Origin of the sequence: Luteimonas sp. FCS-9, from assembly GCF_001014645.1 — a bacterium.
Taxonomy (GTDB): domain Bacteria; phylum Pseudomonadota; class Gammaproteobacteria; order Xanthomonadales; family Xanthomonadaceae; genus Luteimonas.
The window spans coordinates 153173-171355 of the sequence record NZ_LASZ01000007.1 but is presented as its reverse complement, the minus strand read 5'-3'; the positions used below and the strand labels follow the sequence as shown (position 1 = coordinate 171355).

Sequence of the window (18183 nt, the reverse complement as noted above, 5' to 3'; positions counted from 1 at the left end):
CCGCATCGCGCACACTGCGTCCCGCAATCTGCGGGAGGGCCGATGCGCAGCAAACTGTTCGTGCCGGGCGTGCGTCCGGATCTGTTCGACAAGGCCTGGTCCGGTCCCGCCGATGCGGTGTCGTTCGACCTGGAGGACGCGGTCGCGCCGGCGCGCAAGGCCGAGGCCCGGGCCGCGGTCGTGGCGTTCCTGGCCGGGCATGCGCTGCGCGATCGCACCGAGCCGGGTCGTCGGCCGCTGGCGATCGTGCGCGTCAATGCGCCCGGTACCGCTGATTTCGAGGCGGACCTCGCGGCGGTGCTTCCGGTCGCGCCCGACCTGATCAACCTGCCGAAGGTCGAATCGGCGCAGGCGCTGTGCGCGGCGGTCGCGCGGATCGAGGCGCACGAGGCCGCGCTGTCCGATGCGCCGCGGCGCGTGCCGGCCTTGCTGGTCAACATCGAGACGCCGCGCGCGCTGCGCAATGCCGCGGCGATCGCCGGCGCGCACCCGCGCGTGGCCGGGCTGCAGCTGGGGCTGGGGGATCTGTTCGAGCCGGCGGGGATCCGGCGCGACGTCGCCGCGCACGTGCAGGCGGTGATGCTGCAAGTGGCGCTGGCCGCGGGTGAGGCGGGGGTGTTCGCCTGCGACGGGGCGTACGCGGACTTCGGCGACGACGCGGGCTTCGAGCACGAGGCGACGCTGGCGCAGCGGCTGGGCTTCGTCGGCAAGAGCTGCATCCATCCGCGCCAGGTGCCGCTGGCGCACGCGGTGTTCTCGGTGGACGCGCAGGCGCAGGCGGACGCGCGCCGGATCGTCGAGGCGGCCGCGGCCGCGCGCGCACAGGGGCTGGGCGTGTGCGTGGTCGACGGGCGCATGATCGACGCGCCCTACCTCAGGCGCGCCGAGCGCGTGCTGGCCCAGGCCGAACGCGATGCGGCGCGCTGACCGCGGCGCCGCCGCGCGCGGCATGGGCCTGGTCGCGACGCTGCTGGCGCTGCTGATGGCCTGCATCGCGCTGCCGGTGCAGGCCGAGAGCCTGGCGTCGGTCGACGCGGCGCCGCTGCCGGCCCTGCCGGATGGCGCGCGGGCGCAGGCGCTGCTGACGCTGGGTGAGCGGCCGCTGGTGATCGCCGGCGACCGCGGCTGGCGGTTCGACGGGGAGGGGGCGGACGGCCGCTGGCAGGCGATGGCGCTGCCGGCCGGGGTGTCGGCGCTGCGCGTGCGCGCGTCCGCGGCCGAGGGCGCCGGCGTCCACCTGCTGCTGGGCGAGGGCGACGCGGCGCGCGAGGCGGCGACGCTGTCGCAGGTCGCCGACCGCCTAGTCGCGCAGCCGCTGCCGCCGCTGCCAGAACCGCTCGCGCACGCGCGGCTGGCGGTGCTCGGCGGCACGCTCTACGCCGCGGGCCTGGGCGACGACGGGCAACCGCGGTTCTACGCGCTGGCGCGCACGACGCCGGGCGCGGGCTGGACCGCGCAGGCGCCGTGGCCGCACGGCAGCGCCCCGTCGACGCTGGCCGCGCAGAAGTTCGCGCTGTACCTGACCTCGGTCGACGGGCGCATGCGCCAGTGGACGCCGGCCGAGGGCTGGCACGACCGTGGCGCGCTGCCCGGCGCGGTGCTCGAGGCCTCGGCGCGGGCGATCGGCCAGGCGCACGTGCTGTACCTGCTGCGCCCGGCGCCCGCCGCGCAGCCCGAACTGCGGCTGTTCCACACCATCACCGGGTCCTGGGCCGGGCTGCCGGCGACGCTCGACGGCGAGGCGCGACTGGCGACCGGCTGGCGCAGCGGCCTGCTGTGGGCCGGTGCCGACGGCGGCCTGCGCTCGGCGCAGCTGCGTTCGGGCAAGCACCTGCTGCACTGGCTGGACTGGGTGGTGATCGTGGTCTACCTGGCGGCGATGCTCGGCATCGGCGGGTACTTCTATCTCAAGGACCAGACCGCGTCGGAGTCGGACTTCTTCATGGGCGGGCGCAGCATCCCGTTCTGGGTGGCGGGCGTGAGCCTGTACGCGACCAACACCAGCTCGATCAGCTTCATCGCGATCCCGGCCAAGGCCTACGAGACCAACTGGCAGTACCTGACCAACAACCTGGTCGCGGTGCTGGGGCTGATGTTCGTGGCGGTGTGGATCGTGCCGCTGCTGCGCCGGCTCGACCTGATGTCGGTGTTCTCGTACCTGGAGACGCGGTTCCATCCGGCGATCCGGATGCTGGCCAGCGCGCTGGCGATCGCGATGCAGGTCGGCAGCCGGCTGAGCGTGATCCTGTTCCTGCCGGCGCTGGCGATCGCGACGATCACCGGCATCCCGGTGGTGTGGAGCATCCTGATCATGGGGGTGTTCACGATCCTCTACACCGCGATGGGCGGCATGCGCGCGGTGGTGTGGACGGATTTCGTGCAGGTGTTCGTGAAGATGGGCGGCGCGGTGTTCGCGATCGTCTTCATCCTGATCTCGCTGGGCAGCGACCTGGACGCGGTGCGCGAGGCGGTCGCGATCGAGGACAAGACCAGGCTGCTGGACTTCAGCTTCGACCTGACCAAGGCGACGGTCTGGGGCTTCATCTTCCTGGTCGTGTTCGACGTGGTGCTGACGTTCCCCAAGGACCAGGTGCTGATGCAGCGCACGCTGGCGACGAAGTCCGACAAGGAGGCCGGGCGTTCGATCTGGGTGTTCGCGGCGATCATGATCCCGGGTGGCTTCGTGTTCTACGGCATCGGCACGGCGCTGTGGATGTACTACCGGCAGAACCCCGAGCGGCTCGATCCGCTGCTGCCGATCGACGCCACGTTCCCGCTGTTCATTGCCGCCGAACTGCCGGTCGGGGTGACCGGGCTGATCATCGCCGGCATCTTCGCCGCGGCGATGTCGACGCTGTCGAGCATCATCAACAGCGTGGCGACGCTGCTGTCGGTGGACTTCTACTCGCGGCTGGCGAAGGCGCCGACCGAGAAGGGCAGCGTGCGCTTCGCCGAGTGGATGACCGTGGTCGTGGGCCTGGTCGGGATCGGCCTGGCACTGGTGCTTTCGCGCTACGACATCCATTCGCTGTTCGACGTGTCGATCGAGCTGGCCGGGCTGCTCGGCGGCGGTTTCGCCGGCGCCTACACGCTGGGGATGTTCACCCGGCGGGCGAACTCGCCGGGGGTCGCGATCGGCATCGGCGCCAGCATCGCGCTGACCCTGGTGGCCTGGTCGTTCGACCTGGTGCACCCGTACTTCTACCTCGGCATCTCGATCATGCTGTGCATCGTGATCGGGTACGTGGCCAGCCTGTTCTTCGCGCCGACCTCGCGCTCGCTCGAGGGGCTGACCATCCACACCCGCAAGGCCGACGCGTGAGCCGGCCGGCCGCGCCCGGCGCCCAGGCCATTCGGCAGGGGCGCAGGCGCCCGCGGCGCGGGTAGGCTGGCGCGTCGCCGCCGGCGGCCACAGGACCCGCCCCCTTGGACACCCAGTTCCTCCACACCTTCGTCCACGTCGTCGACCGCGGCTCGATGGCCGCCGCGGCGCGCTTCCTCAACATCACCCCGGCGGCGGTCGCCCAGCAGATCCGCACGCTCGAGCGCGAGCTCGGCGCGCCGCTGATCGCGCGGGCCGGGCGCACGGTCTGCGTGACCGAGCCGGGCGCGCGGATCCTGCAGCGCGCCCGCGACCTGCTGCGCGACGTGGCCGACCTGCGCAGCGTGGCCAACGACCGCGCGCTGTCGGGCGAGCTGCGGCTGGGCGCATGTCCGACAGCGCTGGCCGGCATGCTGCCCGACGTGCTGGCGCGCATGGTCAACGTGCTGCCGCAGATCAACGTCTTCATCAAGCCGGGCTATTCGGCCGAGCTCTACGCCGATGTCGAGCACGGCGACCTGGACGCGGCGATCGTGCTGCAGGCGCCGTTCGCGCTGCCCAAGACCTGCGACTGGGAGGTGCTGCGCGAGGAGCCGCTGATCGTGCTCGCGCCGCAGCACCTGGCGCACCGCGATCCGCACGCGCTGCTCGCCGGCGAGCCGCTGATCCGCTATGACCGCCACCAGTGGGGCGGCCGCCAGGCCGACGACTACCTGCGCCGGGTCGGGATCGTGCCGCGCGAGCGCTTCGAGCTCAATGCGCTCAACGCGATCGCGGTCATGGTCGACCGCGGCCTGGGCGTGTCGCTGGTGCCCGACTGGCAGCAGCCGTGGCCGGCCGGGCTGCGGCTGGCGCGGCTGCCGCTGCCCGAGCCGGCCGAGCCGCGGCGCATCGGCATCGTGTGGTCGAAGGCCAGCGTGCGCAGCCGGCTAGTCGCCGCGCTGCGCGAGCAGTGCCGGCTGCAGACGCGCGCGCCGGTGGCCGACGAGGGCGCGACGTCGGAATGACCGGAATGTTGCGACGCAACAAAGATTTGCTTGCCTCGTAAGCAATAAAAACTTCGGTTTGAACATAGGCGCAGGCGATTCATCGGCGTCGGGCCCCCGCCTAGTCTCCTCGCCACGCAACGACGCGCCGCGCGGTGCCGGGCACCGCCCAGGTCACGCACGCGCGCACCGGGCGCGCCGCGTCCACCGGCCGCCGGCACGCCACGCCCGCCACGTCACCCCTTTCCAGAGACCCGACCATGATCAAGCCGCTTTCCGCCGCGATCGCCTGCCTCCTGCTGCTGCCCGCCGCCGCCTGGGCGCAGCAGGCCGACGACGCCGACGAGCGCCCGCGCGACCGCGATGCCGTGAATCTGGACCGCATGGTCGTGACCGGCACGCGCGTGGCCACGTCGATCGACAAGATCCCCGGCGCGATCAGCCTGGTGTCGCAGGAGCAGGTCGCGCACACACTGGCGCTGACCGAGGACGCGACCGCGGTGCTCGCGCGCACGGTGCCCGGCTACGCCGAGTCCTCGCAGGCGATGAGCAACTCGGGCGAGACGCTGCGCGGGCGCATCGCGCTGCGGCTGTTCGACGGCATCCCGCAGGGCTCGCCGCTGCGCGAGGGCAACCGCAACGGCACGTTCACCGACATGGGCCTGGTCGGGCGCATCGAGGTCATCAACGGGCCGTCGGCGTCGGAAGGCATCGGCGCGGCCGGCGGCATCATCAACTACATCTCCAAGGTGCCGACGGTCGACGGCCACGAGACCACGGTGACCTCGCGCTACTCGACCCAGTCGGGCAGCGACAGCGGCGGCTGGAAGCTCGGCGTCAACCACGCCTACAAGAGCGACGACTACGATGCGCTGCTCAGCGCGTCGTACATCGATCGCGGCATCTCCTACGACGGCAACGGCCGCCGCATCGGCATGAACACCAGCGGCTCGCTGGCCGATTCGGAATCGCGCAACGTCTACGCCAAGCTCGGCATGAACTTCGGCGAGGGCGGCGTGCAGCGGCTGCAGCTGAGCCTGAGCGACTTCCGCATCGAGGGCAAGGGCAACTACCGGCAGGTCGAGGGCTGCCGCTACGACCCGGTCGACTGCCCGGTGCCGAGTACCAACACCTCCGAGCGCGGCCAGATCGCCGGGTCGCTGGTCGAGTTCAACGACTTCCAGCAGGCCGCGCTCAACTACAGCCACGGCGACCTGTTCGGCGGCACGTTCACCGCCGACGTCTACTGGGCCGACCAGGCGATGCGCTACCTGCCCGAGGACGGCGACGACCGCCAGCTGGTCAAGGTCGACGACAGCTTCGACGAAAGCCAGCGCATCTTCGACCAGTCGGAGATCGTGTCCAAGAAGCGCGGCCTGCGCACCGGCTGGACCCGCGGCGAGCTGTTCGGCGTCGCCGGGCTGCAGCTGCGCACCGGCGTCGACGTGGTCGAGGACGAGGCCGCGCAGCGGCTGGCGCTGACCAACCGCGTGTGGGTGCCGCCGATGGAGTACAGCAGCGTCGCGCCATACGCGCAGCTGACCTGGGACGTGGGGCCGGTGACGCTCAGCGGCGGCCTGCGCCGCGAGGACGGCGAGCTGCACGTCGACAGCTACACCACGACCGCCTACCGCAACAGCGTGTTCGTGCAGGGCGGCGGGCTGGAGTACACCGAGACGATGAAGAACCTCGGCGCGATCTGGCGCATCAGCGATGCGTGGTCGGCGTTCGCGTCCTACGGCGAGGGCTTCGGCCTGGCCAACATCGGCATCCCGCTGCGCAACATCAACGTACCGGGGCAGTCGGTCGACCGCATCGCCGATCTCGACCCGATCATCGTCACCAACAAGGAAGTGGGCTTCAACTGGCGCGGCGACGCGGCCGCGTTCGGCGCGTCGTACTACGATTCCAAGTCGCCGTTCGGCTCGTCGCTGGCGATCGACCCGGTCACCAACGACTTCGCGATGATGCGCGCGCCGGTGCGCATCCGCGGCATCGAGGCCAACGGCGAGTACCGCTTCAACCCGCAGTGGAAGGTCTCGGGCATCTACTCGCGCATCCGCGGCAAGACCGCGTTCTGGGCCGAGGCGCCGGACGGCCGCTATGGCGCGGGCGGGCTGAACAAGCCGCTGGGCGTGCTCGACGCCAACCCCGACAAGCTCGCGGTCTCGGTGACGTGGAACTTCGCGCCCGACGCCGACCTCACGCTCGGCGCGACCAAGCTGTTCGACCGCCACCTGTCGGGCAGCGACGTGCGCGCCTACGACGGCGAGACCTTCAGCTACGAGGAGGACACCAAGGGCTACACGCTGGTCGACCTGGGCGTGAACGTCGACACCGGGCGCTACGGCAAGATGACGCTCGGCATCGAGAACCTGTTCGACAAGCAGTACATCCTCAGCTGGTCGCAGGTGCCGGGCTGGCAGAACTACTGGGCCGGTCGCGGGCGCATGATCTCGCTGACCCACACGATCGCGTTCTGATCCGCGGCGGGTGCGGGCGGGTCATGCCGGAGATGCGGGTGCAGGAAGACGGAAGAGCGCGTGCGCGGCGCGGCATCGCCTGGGCGGCCGCGCTCGCGCTGCTGGCGGCGCTGGTGCCGGCGTGGGCCGGCGGGGATGACGCGCAGGCGGGGGCGGCGGACGTGCGCTGGCAGCCGCTCGACCGCTTCCTCGACGACGCGGTCGCCGATGCGGGCTATGTCGGCGTCGTGGCGACGGTGTGGCAGGACGGCCGGCCGCCGCACACGCACGTCGCCGGCACGCGGGATCTGGCCGGGCGCGCGCCGATGCGCGCCGACGCGATCTTCCGCGTCTACTCGATGACCAAGCCGGTGGTCTCGGTCGCGGTGCTGATGCTGTGCGACGACGGGCGGATCGGCCTGGACGACGACATCGCCCGGCACCTGCCCGAGTTCGCCGGCCTGCGCGTGCTCGACGCCGACGGCACGCGCCGTGCGCCGGCGCGTGCGCTGACCGTCCGCCACCTGCTGACCCACACCTCGGGGCTCGCGATCGGCGACGGCCCGGCGCTGCGGCTGCGCGAGGCCGCCGATCTGCACGGCGCGCCCGATCTCGCCGGCTACGTGCGACGACTCGCGGCGCTGCCGCTGCAGCACGATCCGGGCACGACGTTCGCCTACGACGGCGCCGCGACCGAGGTGCTGTCGCGCCTGGTCGAAGTGGCATCGGGGCAATCGCTGGACGCGTTCCTGCGCACGCGGCTGTTCGCGCCGCTGGGCATGCCCGACACCGGCTTCGCGGTGCCGGCGGCCGCGCGCGGACGCGTGGTCGACATCACCACGATGGGCGACGACGGCCGCCTGCGCCTGGCCGACGGGCCGAGCGCGACGACGCCGGGCGCGCCGCTCAACCCCTACACCAGCGGCGCCGGCGGCCTGTACTCAACCGCGGCCGACTACCTGCGGCTGTGCCGCATGCTGCTCGGCGGCGGCGCGCTCGACGGCCGCCGCTACCTGCGCGAGGAGACGGTCGCGGCGATGCTGCGCAACCAGCTCGGCCACCTGGCGCAGCCGCACACGCAGTTCAGCCCGGCCGAGGGCTTCGGCCTGGGCCTGGCGGTGCAGCTCGACCCGGCCGCGCGCGGGCGCCTCGGCGCACCGGGCCAGGTCGGCTGGTCGGGCGCGGCCTCGACGCATTTCGTCATCGACCCGGCGCAGCACGCGATCGCGATCCTGCTCGCCCAGCACCTGCCGCGCGAGGTCGAAGGCGACCTGCCGCGGCTGGCCACGCCGTTCTACAACCTCGTCCAGCAGGGCCTTGCGCATGACTGAGCCGCCGACCTCCGCCGCGGTCCTCGTCGCCGGTTCGGCGAACCTCGATTTCGTCGTGCGCGCCGCGCACATCCCCGCACCCGGCGAGACCGTGCTCGGCCGCGACTTCCGCACCTTCCCCGGCGGCAAGGGCGCCAACCAGGCGGTCGCGGCCGCACGCGCGGGCGGCGCCGACACCCGGATGCTGCTGGCGCTGGGCGACGACGCGCACGCGCGGCCGCTGGAGGATTCGTTGCGCGCAGCCGGCGTGTCGCTGGCGATCCGCCGGCAGGCGGCGCTGCCGACCGGCGTGGCCTTCATCTGCCTGGCCGACGGCGCCGAGAACGCGATCACCGTTGCGCCGGGTGCGAACGCCGCGCTCGCACCGGACGATCTGCCCGCGCTCGATGGGGTCGGCTATCTGCTGCTGCAGCTCGAGACGCCGCTCGAGAGTGTGGCGGCGTACGCCGCGCGCGCGCAGGCGGCCGGCGTGCGCGTCGTGCTCAATGCCGCGCCGGCGCAGGCGCTGCCCGACGCGCTGCTGCGTCTGGTCGACGTGCTGGTCGTCAACGAGGGCGAGCTGGCGACACTGGCCGGCGGCGACGGCGACCTTGCCGATGCGCTCGCGCGCCTGCCGGTGCCGTGCGCGGTGGTCACGCTGGGCGCGGCCGGTTGCCTGGCGCGCGAGGGCGACACCTTGCACCTGCAGCCGGCGTTCCCGGTCGACGCGGTGGACACCACCGGCGCCGGCGACACCTTCTGCGGTGCGCTCGTCGCCGCTCTCGCCCGCGGCGATGCGCTGCCGGCCGCGCTGCGCGACGCGGCCGCCGCCTCGGCGCTGGCCTGCGGCGCGCTCGGCGCGCAGTCGAGCGTGCCCGATCGCGCGCAGGTCCAGGCGCTGCTGGCCGGCGATGCCGACAGCTTCGGCCATGCGGCGTTGGCCGCGCGCTGCGGCCTGGCGCCATGATCCCCCTCCCCGTTCGAGACGCCCGATGACCGCCTCCCCCTACGAGACGCTCGACGACGCCGACGCGGCCGACCACGGCCCGGCGCCGCTGCGCAGCGAGTACAAGTTCTCGCACGTCACCACCGGCCGCTACCTGCCCACGCCGGGCAAGGCGCCGGGCTGGCCGTTCGCCGATATCGGCGGCTGGATGATCGACGCCAACGACAGCGCGGCCGACTGGCTGGCCGAACTGCGCGACTGGCGCCGCGAGCACCTGGTGCGGATCGGCTACGACGATGCGAACTACCGGCGCCCCGAACTGCAGTGGGCGCAGCGCAATTTCGTGCACGCGCAGATGATGGTCGAGGACCGCTACTTCTACGACGTCGAGCGCGCGGAGTACACGGTCGACCGCTACCTCGACGACCTGATCGCGCGCTTTGGCGGCATCGATTCGGTGCTGGTCTGGTACGTCTATCCCAACATCGGCATCGACGACCGCAACCAGTTCGACCTGGCGCACGACCTGCCCGGCGGGCTCGACGGCCTGCGTCGCGCGGTGCAGGCGTTCCAGGCGCGTGGGGTGCGGGTGTTCCTGCCGGCCAAGCCCTGGGACCACGGCACGCGCGACCCGGGCACGAGCCACTGGGAAGGCCTGGCGGAGATCGTCGCGGCGGTCGGCGCCGACGGCATCAACGGCGACACCTTCAACGGCGTGCCGCGCGCGTTCCTCGACGCCTGCGAGCGGCGCGGCCGGCCGGTCGTGCTGCAGCCCGAGTCGACGATCAGTTCGGAGGAGCAGCTGATCTGGAACGTGCAGAGCTGGGGCAAGAAGGCGCCCGACGGCCCGGTGCCGCCGGTGTCGAAGTGGAAGTGGCTCGAGCCGCGGCACATGGTCAACTACGAGAACCGCTGGGGCCGCGACCGCACGCACGACCTGCAGTACTGCTTCTTCAACGGCATCGGCTACAACGCCTGGGAGAACATCTGGGGCATCTGGAACCCGTTCACTCCGCGCAACGCCGAGGCGCTGCGCCGGATCGCGACGATCTACCGCGCGTTCCCCGAGCTGGTGGTGAGCCTGGACTGGGCGCCGTACCAGCCCTGCCTGCAGCGCGGCGTGTTCGCCAGCCGCTTCCCGGGCGCCGGCCGCACGCTGTGGACGCTGATCAACCGCCACGAGTACCCGATCGACGGCGAGCAACTCGCGCTGCCGCACGTCGAGGGCACGCGCTACTACGACCTGTGGCACGGACGCGCGTTGCAGCCGCGCACGATCGACGGCGAGACGCTGATCGAGCTGCCGCTCGAGGCGCGCGGCTTCGGTGCGGTGCTGGCGCTGGCGCCGGGCGCCGACACCGACGGCCTCGACGCGACCCTGGCCACGCTCGCCGCGCAGGCGCGCACGCCGATCGGTGCGCATTCGGCCGCGTGGCACCCGCTGCCGCAGGCCATCGTCGACGTTGCGCCGACCGCGCCGCAGGCGACCGCGCCCGAGGGCATGGTGACGATCCCGGGCGGCGAGTTCCTGTTCCGCGTCGGCGGCGTCGAGATCGAGGGCTTCGACTGGGCCGGCCTGGACGTGCAGTACCCGTGGGAGGACTGCCCGCGCCGGCACCACCGCCGGCGCATGACGCTGTCTGCGTTCCACATCGACCGCCATCCGGTGACCAACGCGCAGTTCGCGCAGTTCCTCGCCGACAGCGGCTACGCGCCGCGCGATGCGCACAACTTCCTGCGGCACTGGGTCGATGGCGCGCCGCGCGCGGGCTGGGACCACAAGCCGGTGACCTGGGTGTCGCTCGAGGACGCGCGCGCCTACGCGCAGTGGGCCGGCAAGCGCCTGCCGCGCGAATGGGAATGGCAGGTCGCCGCGCAAGGCCACGACGGCCGCCGCTATCCCTGGGGCAACGACTGGCACGACACCTGCGTGCCGCGGGCCAACCGCGGCCGGCGCCTGCTGCCGCCGGCCGACGTCGGCACGCATCCGCAGGGCGCCTCGCCGTTCGGCGTCGAGGACCTGGTCGGCCACGTGTGGCAGTGGACCGACGAATACACCGATACGCACACGCGCGCGGCGATCCTGCGCGGCGGCAGCAGCTACCGGCCGCAGACCTCCCACTGGTACTTCCCGCAGGCCTACCGGCTCGATCAGCACGGCAAGTACCTGCTGATGGCGCCGGGCAAGGACCGCTCTGGCACGGTGGGCTTCCGCTGCGTCGTCGATGCGGAGCGCGCGGATGGCTGAGCCGCTGGAGATCGGCGCGGGCGACGCGCAACGGCCGGCCGCGCCCGACCAGGTGCGGCTGCGCGGGCTGCTGGGCGCGGCGCTGGACGCCAATCGTCGCGGGCGGCTGTCGCACTTCGTCACCGGGCCCGACAGCCCGGCGATCGCGATCTTCGATCCGGCGCACCGCGCCGGCAACGAGGAGGGCGACTGGTACGGCGAGCACGCCGGCAAGTGGCTGGCCGCCGCGGCCAAGGCCGCCGCGCGCAGCGGCGACGCCGCGCTGGAGGCGAGCGTGCGCGCGGTCGCGGCGTACCTGGCCGACGTGCAGGAGGCCGACGGGTACCTCGGCACCTACGCGCCGCACCGGCGCTTCATGGTGCCGCAGCCGCCGAAGCCGGAGAGCTGGAACGGCGAGCCGGCGCTGCGCACCTGGGACGTGTGGACCCACGCCTACCTGCTGCTGGGCCTGCTCGAGGTGCACCGGCGATTCCCGCAGGCCGGCGCGCTGGAGACCGCGCGCCGGATCGGCCTGCTGTGCTGGCGCACGTTCTGCATCGAAGGCCTGGACATCACCACGGTCGGCAACCACCACGGCATGTCGGCGACGGTGCTGCTCGATCCGGTCATGGACCTGCACGCGGCGACCGGCGACGCGCGCTTCCTCGAACTGGCCCGGCGCATCCTCGCCCAGGCCGATGCCAATCCCCGCCTGGCGCTGCTCGAGCGCGCGCTGGCCGGCGCCGACCCATCGGAGATCGCGACCGGCAAGGCCTACCAGCTGTGCTGGAACCTCGTCGGGCTGGCGAAGCTGGCGCGCGCGAGCGGCGACGCGCGCCACCGCCAGGCGCTCGACGCGCAGTGGCAGGCGATCCGCGACCACCACCTCAGCCTGGGCGGCGGGCCGTTCGGCGGCATCGGCCACCGCTCGCGCGAGGTGTTCAACCCCGCATTCGTGTTCGACCCGCATGCGTACGTGGAGACCTGCTCGATCCTCGCCTGGCTGCAGCTCAACCGCGAGCTGCTGGCGATCACCGGGCAGGCGCGCTACGCCGAGGAGATCGAGCGCACCGCCTACAACGACCTGCTCGGCGCGCAGGCGCCCGACGGCGAGGGCTGGTGCTACTACTCCTACGCCAACGGCCGCCGCGTCCACACCAACTACTGGCGCTGCTGCAAGTCCAGCGGCGCGATGGCGATCGAGGAGCTGCCGGCGCTCGCCTATGCGACCGATGCCGAGGGGATCGTGGTCAACCTGCTGGGGCCGGGCGAGGCGACATTCGTGTTGCCCGGCGCCGGCGAGGTGACCGTGATCCAGGACACGCGCTATCCGTTCGAGGGCGAGATCGGCCTGCAACTGCGCCTGGCGCGCCCGGCGCATTTCGCGCTGCGCGTGCGCATTCCTGCGTGGGCGCACGGCGCGACGCTGACCGTCGCCGGCGCGCCGTGGCCCGAGGCGCCGGTCGCGGGCGACTACGTGCGCATCGCGCGCAGCTGGGCCGACGGCGATGGCGTCGCGCTGTCGCTGCCGCTGCGCCCGCGGGTGCACCGCCGCGTCTACCGCAACGTGCAGGAATCGCGTGCGCCCGATGGCTCGCCGGTGCGCCAGCAGGTGCTGCGCCAGGACTACATCGCGTTCGGCCGCGGGCCGCTGGTCTACGCGACCGGGCTGATCGACGGCTACCGCACCGCCGAGACCGTGCGCCTGCCGGACGACGATGCGCGCATCCGGATCGAGGAACGGCCGCCCGAGGGCGACGGCGACGAGGCGGCGGTCGGGCTGCGCCTGCACCTGGACGAGCGCGCGCCGATCGACTTTGCGCCCTACTACGGCATCGGCGGCCGGCGCGACCGCGTCTGGCGCACGACCTGGCTGGGCCTGGCGCCGTCGGAACACGGCGTCGACGCCGACGACTGCGGGGCGGTCTGAGGTGCGGTCGATGCGCAAGCAAGTTTCTGTGGCGCGAGAACATAGGCCGCGCGGATGGCTCGCGGCCGGGGCGTCGCGCAGACTGCCCGCGCCCATCGCAGATGCCGTGACAGGATGACGGACGAGATGACCGGTTCCCCCTTCGACAGTGGCCGCGGCGGCGCGCCCGGCCCGCTGAGCGGCATTCGCGTGCTCGACCTGAGCGCCTACATCGCCGGTCCCTACGGCTGCGCGCTGCTGGCCGACCAGGGCGCGGACGTGATCAAGGTCGAGCCGCCCGACGGCGACAACCTGCGCAACTATCCCTCCACGCTCGCCGCCGAGAGCCGCGCGTTCCTCGGCGTGAACCGCAGCAAGCGCGGCGTGACCCTGAACCTCAAGGACGAGGGCGACCGCGCGGTGCTCTACCGCCTGGTGCGCGAGGCCGACGTGCTGGTGCACAACTTCCGGCCCGGCGTGCCCGAGCGGCTGGCGATCGACTTTTCCACGCTGTCGGCGATGAACCCGCGGCTGGTCTACTGCGCGGTCACCGGCTACGGCGAGACCGGGCCGCTGAAGGACAAGGCCGGCTACGACCAGGTGCTGCAGACGATGACCGGCATCTGCACGCTGCAGGGCAAGCGCGGCGGCGCGCCGGAGATCGTCTACGGCTCGGTGGTCGACTACTACGCGGCCGCGCTGCTGGCCGCCGGGGTGTCGTCGGCGCTGTACGAGCGCGAGCGCAGCGGGGAAGGGCAGTTCGTCGGCGTCTCGCTGCTGCGCAGCGCGCTGGCGATGCAGTCCGCGCGCATGGTCTGGGCCGAGGGCGAGGCGCTCGACATCGGCCGCGACATGCGCTCGGGCGGCGTGACCGGCCTGCATCCCACGCGCGAGGGCTGGCTCTATGTCTCGGCCAACACGCCGCGGTTCTGGCAGGCGCTGTGCGCGCTGACCGGGCTCGACGCGCTGGCCGCCGACCCGCGCTACGACAGCGTGCGCAAGCGCGCCGAGCACGCCGACGAGATCCTGCCGCAGCTGCACGCGGCGCTGGCCGCGCGCGACGCGCTGGACTGGGAGGCGCGCTTCGGCGACGCGGTGCCGTGCGCGGCCGCGCGCGCGGTCGAGGCGATGTTCGAACATCCCCAGGTGGAGGCCGAGGGCATCGTCGCGACGATCCCGCATCCGGGCCTGGGCAGCTACCGCGGCGTCGCGCAGGCGATCCGCTTCGGCCGGACCCCGGGGCCGGCGCCGTTCGCCGCGCCGACGCTGGGCCAGCATTCCGATCAGGTCAGGGTGGCCCTCGACGCCGCCGGACGCGACAATGGCCGTTCCGCCTGAGCGGCGGCCCATGTCCGAACCCGAGGTGTCCATGTCCGCTGCCGCATCCAAGCTCGAACAACTGCGCACGATGTCCGTCGTCGTCGCCGACACCGGCGATGCCGACGCGATCGCCCGGCTCAAGCCGGTCGACTGCACGACCAACCCGACGCTGGTGCGCAAGGCGCTGGACCTGCCGGTCTACGCCGATCTGATCGAACGCGAGCTCGAGCGCGCGCGCGAGCTCGACGGCGATGCCGACGCGGTGGTCCGCCAGGTCGTCGACCGCCTGACGATCGGCGTCGGCCGCAAGCTCGCCGGCCTGGTGCCGGGCCGGGTGTCGACCGAGGTCGACGCCGACCTGTCGCACGACACCGAGGCCACGGTCGCCAAGGCGCGCCAGTTCATCGACATGTACGAGGACGCCGGCGTCGGCCGCGAACGCGTGCTGATCAAGATCGCCGCGACCTGGGAAGGCATCCGCGCCGCGCAGCAGCTGCAGCGCGAGGACATCGACTGCAACCTCACGCTGATCTTCAACCGCAGCCAGGCGATCGCCTGCGCCGAGGCCGGCGTGTTCCTGATCTCGCCGTTCGTCGGCCGCATCCTCGACTGGCACGTCGCCCGCGGCGAGGTGCCGGCGTCGATCGACGACGATCCGGGCGTGCGCTTCGTGCGCGACGTCTACGCCGAGTTCAAGCGCCGCGGTTCGCCGACTGTGGTCATGGGCGCCTCGTTCCGCTCGACCGCGCAGATCGAGGCGCTGGCCGGCTGCGACCGGCTGACGATCTCGCCCGACCTGCTCGAGGCGCTGGACGCCGAGCACGGCCCGCTGGCGCGTGCGCTGGTGCCGGGCAAGGGCGATGGCCGCATCGACCCGCCGGTCGACGCCGAGCGCTTCGCGCGCGACCTCGCGGCCGACGCGATGGCCGACGAGAAGTTGCGCGACGGCATCGCCGCGTTCGCCAAGGACCTGGCCGCGCTGCGCCAGACGATCGCCCAGCGCCTGCAGGCCGGCTGAGATGCGCGCCCGGCGCGCCGCGGGCGTGCTGGCGGCGCTGCTCGCCGCCGGTTGCGCCGGCGGGCCCCGGCCCACGGCCGTCGGGCCGGTCGTGGTGCCCGAGCATCGCCCGGGCGTCAGCGTCGGCTACGTCGATGCGCCCGGCTTCGACAGCCGCGCGTTGCTGCCCGCGCCGCCGGCGCCCGATTCGGCCGCGCGGGCCCTCGACGAAGCCATCGCCCGGCGCGCACTGGCGCTGCGCGAGACCCCGCGCTGGCGGCAGGCGGTGATCGACGCCGACCTCGACTTCCCGCAGGCCGCCGACCTCTATGCCTGCGCGCTCGGCGTGCCGATCGACACCGCGCACACCCCGCACCTGGTGCGGCTGCTGCGGCGCAGCCTGGCCGACGCGGCGATCGACGGACGCGCCGCCAAGCAGCACTGGCAGCGCCGCCGCCCGTTCCTGGCCAACGGCGCGCCGGTCTGCACGCCCGGCGACGCCGCGCGCCTGCGCGACAGCGGTTCGTATCCATCGGGCCACACCGCGATCGGCTGGACCTGGGCGCTGGCGCTGACCGCCCTCGCGCCCGACCGCGCCGATCCGCTGCTGCAGCGCGGGCGCAGCTTCGGCGAGAGCCGGCTGGTCTGCAACGTGCACTGGTACAGCGACGTCGTGCAGGGCCAACTGGTCGGTGCGGCGACGTTCGCGCGGCTGCAGGCCGAGCCGGCGTTTCTCGCCGACCTGGCCGCGGCGCGCGAGGAGGTCGCCGCCCAGCGCGCGCGCGGCGCCCGGCCCGAAGGTTGCGACGCGCAGACCGCCGCGTTGCGCGTCTCGCCGCTGCCGACCGCCGACGACCGCTGAGCCGAGCCGGCTGCGCGACAATGGCGCTGCGATGACCGAGATGCCCGTTCCCGACCCCGATCCGCGGCCCGAGCCGCCCGAGGCGCCGCTGCCCAGCGACTGCTGCGACAGCGGCTGCCCGATCTGCGTTCACGACCTGCACGCCGACGCGATGGCCGACTACCGCGCCCGCCTCGCGGCGTGGCGCGCGCGGCATCTGTGCGGAACCCCACAAGTCTGGACTTTGACACCCACAAGTCTGGACTTTGACACCCATAAGTCTGGACTTGATGGCCCTTAAGCTTGGACTTTCAGCCAAACTAACTGGGGCTCACTTGAGCCCCCTTTTTTTGGTCGTTATCCGTACTTGTGGAGCTGTTCCCTAAAGTCGTGCTGGTATGCGAGCTTGACCCCGCGGCTAGGCGGCAGGGATGTCTGAACAACGGAGCGTATCGATGGCCCGCCGAAGCGGCCAGCCGAGGATTTGGCCGAGAGACTTTCCACTCTTAACCAATTATCCACAACCGAAAGGTGGCGCGTCTTCGTTCGATCTTGGTGGCCTTCGAATTACAGCTGACGGACATATGTGATGCCTTGGAACCTGTCCCGATCGAAAGATCGCCCTTTAGGAAAGACGAGTAGATTGATCCCATCCGGGCTCACAGCACTGGGATAGATGATCCCGTCGATTGGTGATCCATCTGGCATGACGTATGCCTGGGCCAAGAACTCACACACTACTTGTGAGGGCACATAGTCCACATGTTCACGCCCGTCTTTGTGCACCTCCTGGGTAATGGACGCTACGAAGCTATGCAGGAACTTGGCCTTAATTCGCTCGTCCCTGCGGTCAATTGCCAAGGGATGAGGCAGGTCGGGCAGCTCGCTCAGATTGATCACTTTGAGAAGCCGGTCCACTTGAAACTCGGCCACGGATGGAGCCTTGTTCTGATCTCCTGGGCTTCCGATTTCCACTACGGCAGTCTGGGCATCGAATGCCGTATACAGATACGGAATTCCCGCCGGATTCATGCGGCCGGCGCTTGCCTGCTCCTTCGGGGGAGGCCCCATCATCGATGCATCAACCCGCACTAGCTCGTCCTCAGTAAGGTGCCGAGCCCGGAAGATGCGTGTGCCGACTGCAACCGTGGTCATGAGGTCAGCTACATTTCCGCCGATAACCTCGAGCATTTCTGAAACCGGGATCTCCTGCTCAAACCGATCAGCTACGACTCGCTGGAAGTGAAATCGGGTCTGATGTTTGACGGTACGCACAAATGTCGCCCAGGAATACACCATGAGCTCGTCATCATGGACACTGGCCCAGTGGCCATTGGTCGCTTTGATCCAGAACTGTGTCGAGTCCGCAGCTGCGATGTCCTCGGCGAGTTCGTCAACGGGTAGAAAGCCAAGATCAGCAAGCACTTCTTCGATCTCGTAGAGACCAACAGCCCATTCACCTTCGATCCAAGGAGTTCCGGCGTGCTGCGGATCGGCGTAGTAGGTGCCGATAGCTCGGTATAGGAGCGTTTGCACCGCATGTACTGGAAGGACCGGGAGCGCTTCCTTCTCGCAATAGTCGCAGTCCTCATTCCTGATGTCGGCCTTAGCCAATCGCCATAGATCAGGGGCATTGAGGCAGGCTTCGCATACCTGAGAATCCACCGAGCTCCAACCTCGCTCGATTTCTTCCATCCACAGATTTTTCGCTCCGCCCATTACCCGACGCCCCTTAGTTCACTCAGAGAGTGTATGTGTGGAACTCGCACGGGCAGGGCTGGAAAACGGGCGAGGAGCGAGTAGAGGTCGAGGCTGCCGTTACAGGTCAGATGCCGACACGCTTGCTCGGCAAGTTCCAAAGGC

Annotated in this window: 12 protein-coding genes and 1 pseudogene; 12 read left to right on the top strand and 1 reads right to left on the bottom strand. The window is 71.5% G+C overall.

The window, feature by feature from the left end; translation table 11 throughout:
• Positions 1-42 precede the first annotated feature (42 nt).
• From WQ56_RS08595 to WQ56_RS19295, 12 genes and pseudogenes are all read left to right on the top strand, one after another.
• Positions 43-927, top strand: coding sequence for a CoA ester lyase (locus WQ56_RS08595; protein ID WP_047136671.1), 885 nt, complete (start codon positions 43-45; stop codon positions 925-927).
• Entirely contained in the window at positions 914-3322 is a 2409-nt protein-coding gene (locus WQ56_RS08590; RefSeq protein WP_047136670.1) for a sodium:solute symporter, read from the top strand. The genes WQ56_RS08595 and WQ56_RS08590 overlap by 14 nt, the downstream gene beginning before the upstream one ends.
• Positions 3323-3426: 104 nt before the next feature.
• Positions 3427-4329: a LysR family transcriptional regulator gene (locus WQ56_RS08585; RefSeq protein ID WP_047136669.1), complete on the top strand. Its 903-nt coding sequence runs from the start codon at positions 3427-3429 to the stop codon at positions 4327-4329.
• 239 nt (positions 4330-4568) lie between these two features.
• Positions 4569-6791 carry a TonB-dependent receptor gene (locus WQ56_RS08580; RefSeq protein ID WP_047136668.1) on the top strand — a complete coding sequence of 741 codons (2223 nt, stop codon included), beginning with the start codon at positions 4569-4571 and terminating at the stop codon, positions 6789-6791.
• A gap of 38 nt (positions 6792-6829) precedes the next feature.
• Positions 6830-8101 carry a serine hydrolase domain-containing protein gene (locus WQ56_RS08575; RefSeq protein WP_197076460.1) on the top strand — a complete coding sequence of 424 codons (1272 nt, stop codon included), beginning with the start codon at positions 6830-6832 and terminating at the stop codon, positions 8099-8101.
• Entirely contained in the window at positions 8094-9047 is a 954-nt protein-coding gene (locus WQ56_RS08570) for a PfkB family carbohydrate kinase (protein ID WP_047136667.1), read from the top strand. The genes WQ56_RS08575 and WQ56_RS08570 overlap by 8 nt, the downstream gene beginning before the upstream one ends.
• Positions 9048-9072: 25 nt before the next feature.
• Positions 9073-11274 carry an SUMF1/EgtB/PvdO family nonheme iron enzyme gene (locus WQ56_RS08565; protein WP_047136666.1) on the top strand — a complete coding sequence of 734 codons (2202 nt, stop codon included), beginning with the start codon at positions 9073-9075 and terminating at the stop codon, positions 11272-11274.
• A complete protein-coding gene (locus WQ56_RS08560) occupies positions 11267-13183 on the top strand; it encodes a beta-L-arabinofuranosidase domain-containing protein (RefSeq protein WP_231583384.1) in 1917 nt (638 codons plus the stop codon). Before WQ56_RS08565 ends, WQ56_RS08560 begins: the two co-directional genes overlap by 8 nt.
• 126 nt (positions 13184-13309) lie before the next feature.
• On the top strand, positions 13310-14500 hold the full coding sequence (locus WQ56_RS08555) for a CoA transferase (protein WP_047136710.1): 1191 nt from the start codon (positions 13310-13312) through the stop codon (positions 14498-14500).
• Between the two features lie 31 nt (positions 14501-14531).
• Entirely contained in the window at positions 14532-15500 is a 969-nt protein-coding gene (locus WQ56_RS08550; RefSeq protein ID WP_047136709.1) for a transaldolase, read from the top strand.
• Position 15501: 1 nt separating this feature from the next.
• Positions 15502-16341 carry a phosphatase PAP2 family protein gene (locus tag WQ56_RS08545; RefSeq protein ID WP_047136665.1) on the top strand — a complete coding sequence of 280 codons (840 nt, stop codon included), beginning with the start codon at positions 15502-15504 and terminating at the stop codon, positions 16339-16341.
• 31 nt (positions 16342-16372) lie between these two features.
• Positions 16373-16534 (top strand): annotated as a pseudogene (locus WQ56_RS19295) (oxidoreductase-like domain-containing protein); the annotation flags it as partial.
• A 353-nt stretch (positions 16535-16887) separates the two neighbouring features.
• Here WQ56_RS19295 and WQ56_RS08540 read toward each other — a convergent pair.
• Positions 16888-18015, bottom strand: coding sequence for a HEPN-associated N-terminal domain-containing protein (locus tag WQ56_RS08540; RefSeq protein WP_197076459.1), 1128 nt, complete (start codon positions 18013-18015; stop codon positions 16888-16890).
• Between the last annotated feature and the right edge of the window lie 168 nt (positions 18016-18183).

What these genes read in the sequence shown, in the direction of transcription:
- WQ56_RS08570 (WP_047136667.1), top strand. Translation starts at nt 8,094, where the DNA reads ATGACTGAGCCGCCGACCTCCGCCGCGGTCCTCGTCGCCGGTTCGGCG.
- WQ56_RS08550 (WP_047136709.1), top strand. Translation starts at nt 14,532, where the DNA reads ATGTCCGCTGCCGCATCCAAGCTCGAACAACTGCGCACGATGTCCGTC.
- WQ56_RS08565 (WP_047136666.1), top strand. Translation starts at nt 9,073, where the DNA reads ATGACCGCCTCCCCCTACGAGACGCTCGACGACGCCGACGCGGCCGAC.
- WQ56_RS08580 (WP_047136668.1), top strand. Translation starts at nt 4,569, where the DNA reads ATGATCAAGCCGCTTTCCGCCGCGATCGCCTGCCTCCTGCTGCTGCCC.
- WQ56_RS08595 (WP_047136671.1), top strand. Translation starts at nt 43, where the DNA reads ATGCGCAGCAAACTGTTCGTGCCGGGCGTGCGTCCGGATCTGTTCGAC.
- WQ56_RS08555 (WP_047136710.1), top strand. Translation starts at nt 13,310, where the DNA reads ATGACCGGTTCCCCCTTCGACAGTGGCCGCGGCGGCGCGCCCGGCCCG.
- WQ56_RS08540 (WP_197076459.1), bottom strand. Translation starts at nt 18,015, where the DNA reads ATGGAAGAAATCGAGCGAGGTTGGAGCTCGGTGGATTCTCAGGTATGC.
- WQ56_RS08560 (WP_231583384.1), top strand. Translation starts at nt 11,267, where the DNA reads ATGGCTGAGCCGCTGGAGATCGGCGCGGGCGACGCGCAACGGCCGGCC.
- WQ56_RS08590 (WP_047136670.1), top strand. Translation starts at nt 914, where the DNA reads ATGCGGCGCGCTGACCGCGGCGCCGCCGCGCGCGGCATGGGCCTGGTC.
- WQ56_RS08545 (WP_047136665.1), top strand. Translation starts at nt 15,502, where the DNA reads ATGCGCGCCCGGCGCGCCGCGGGCGTGCTGGCGGCGCTGCTCGCCGCC.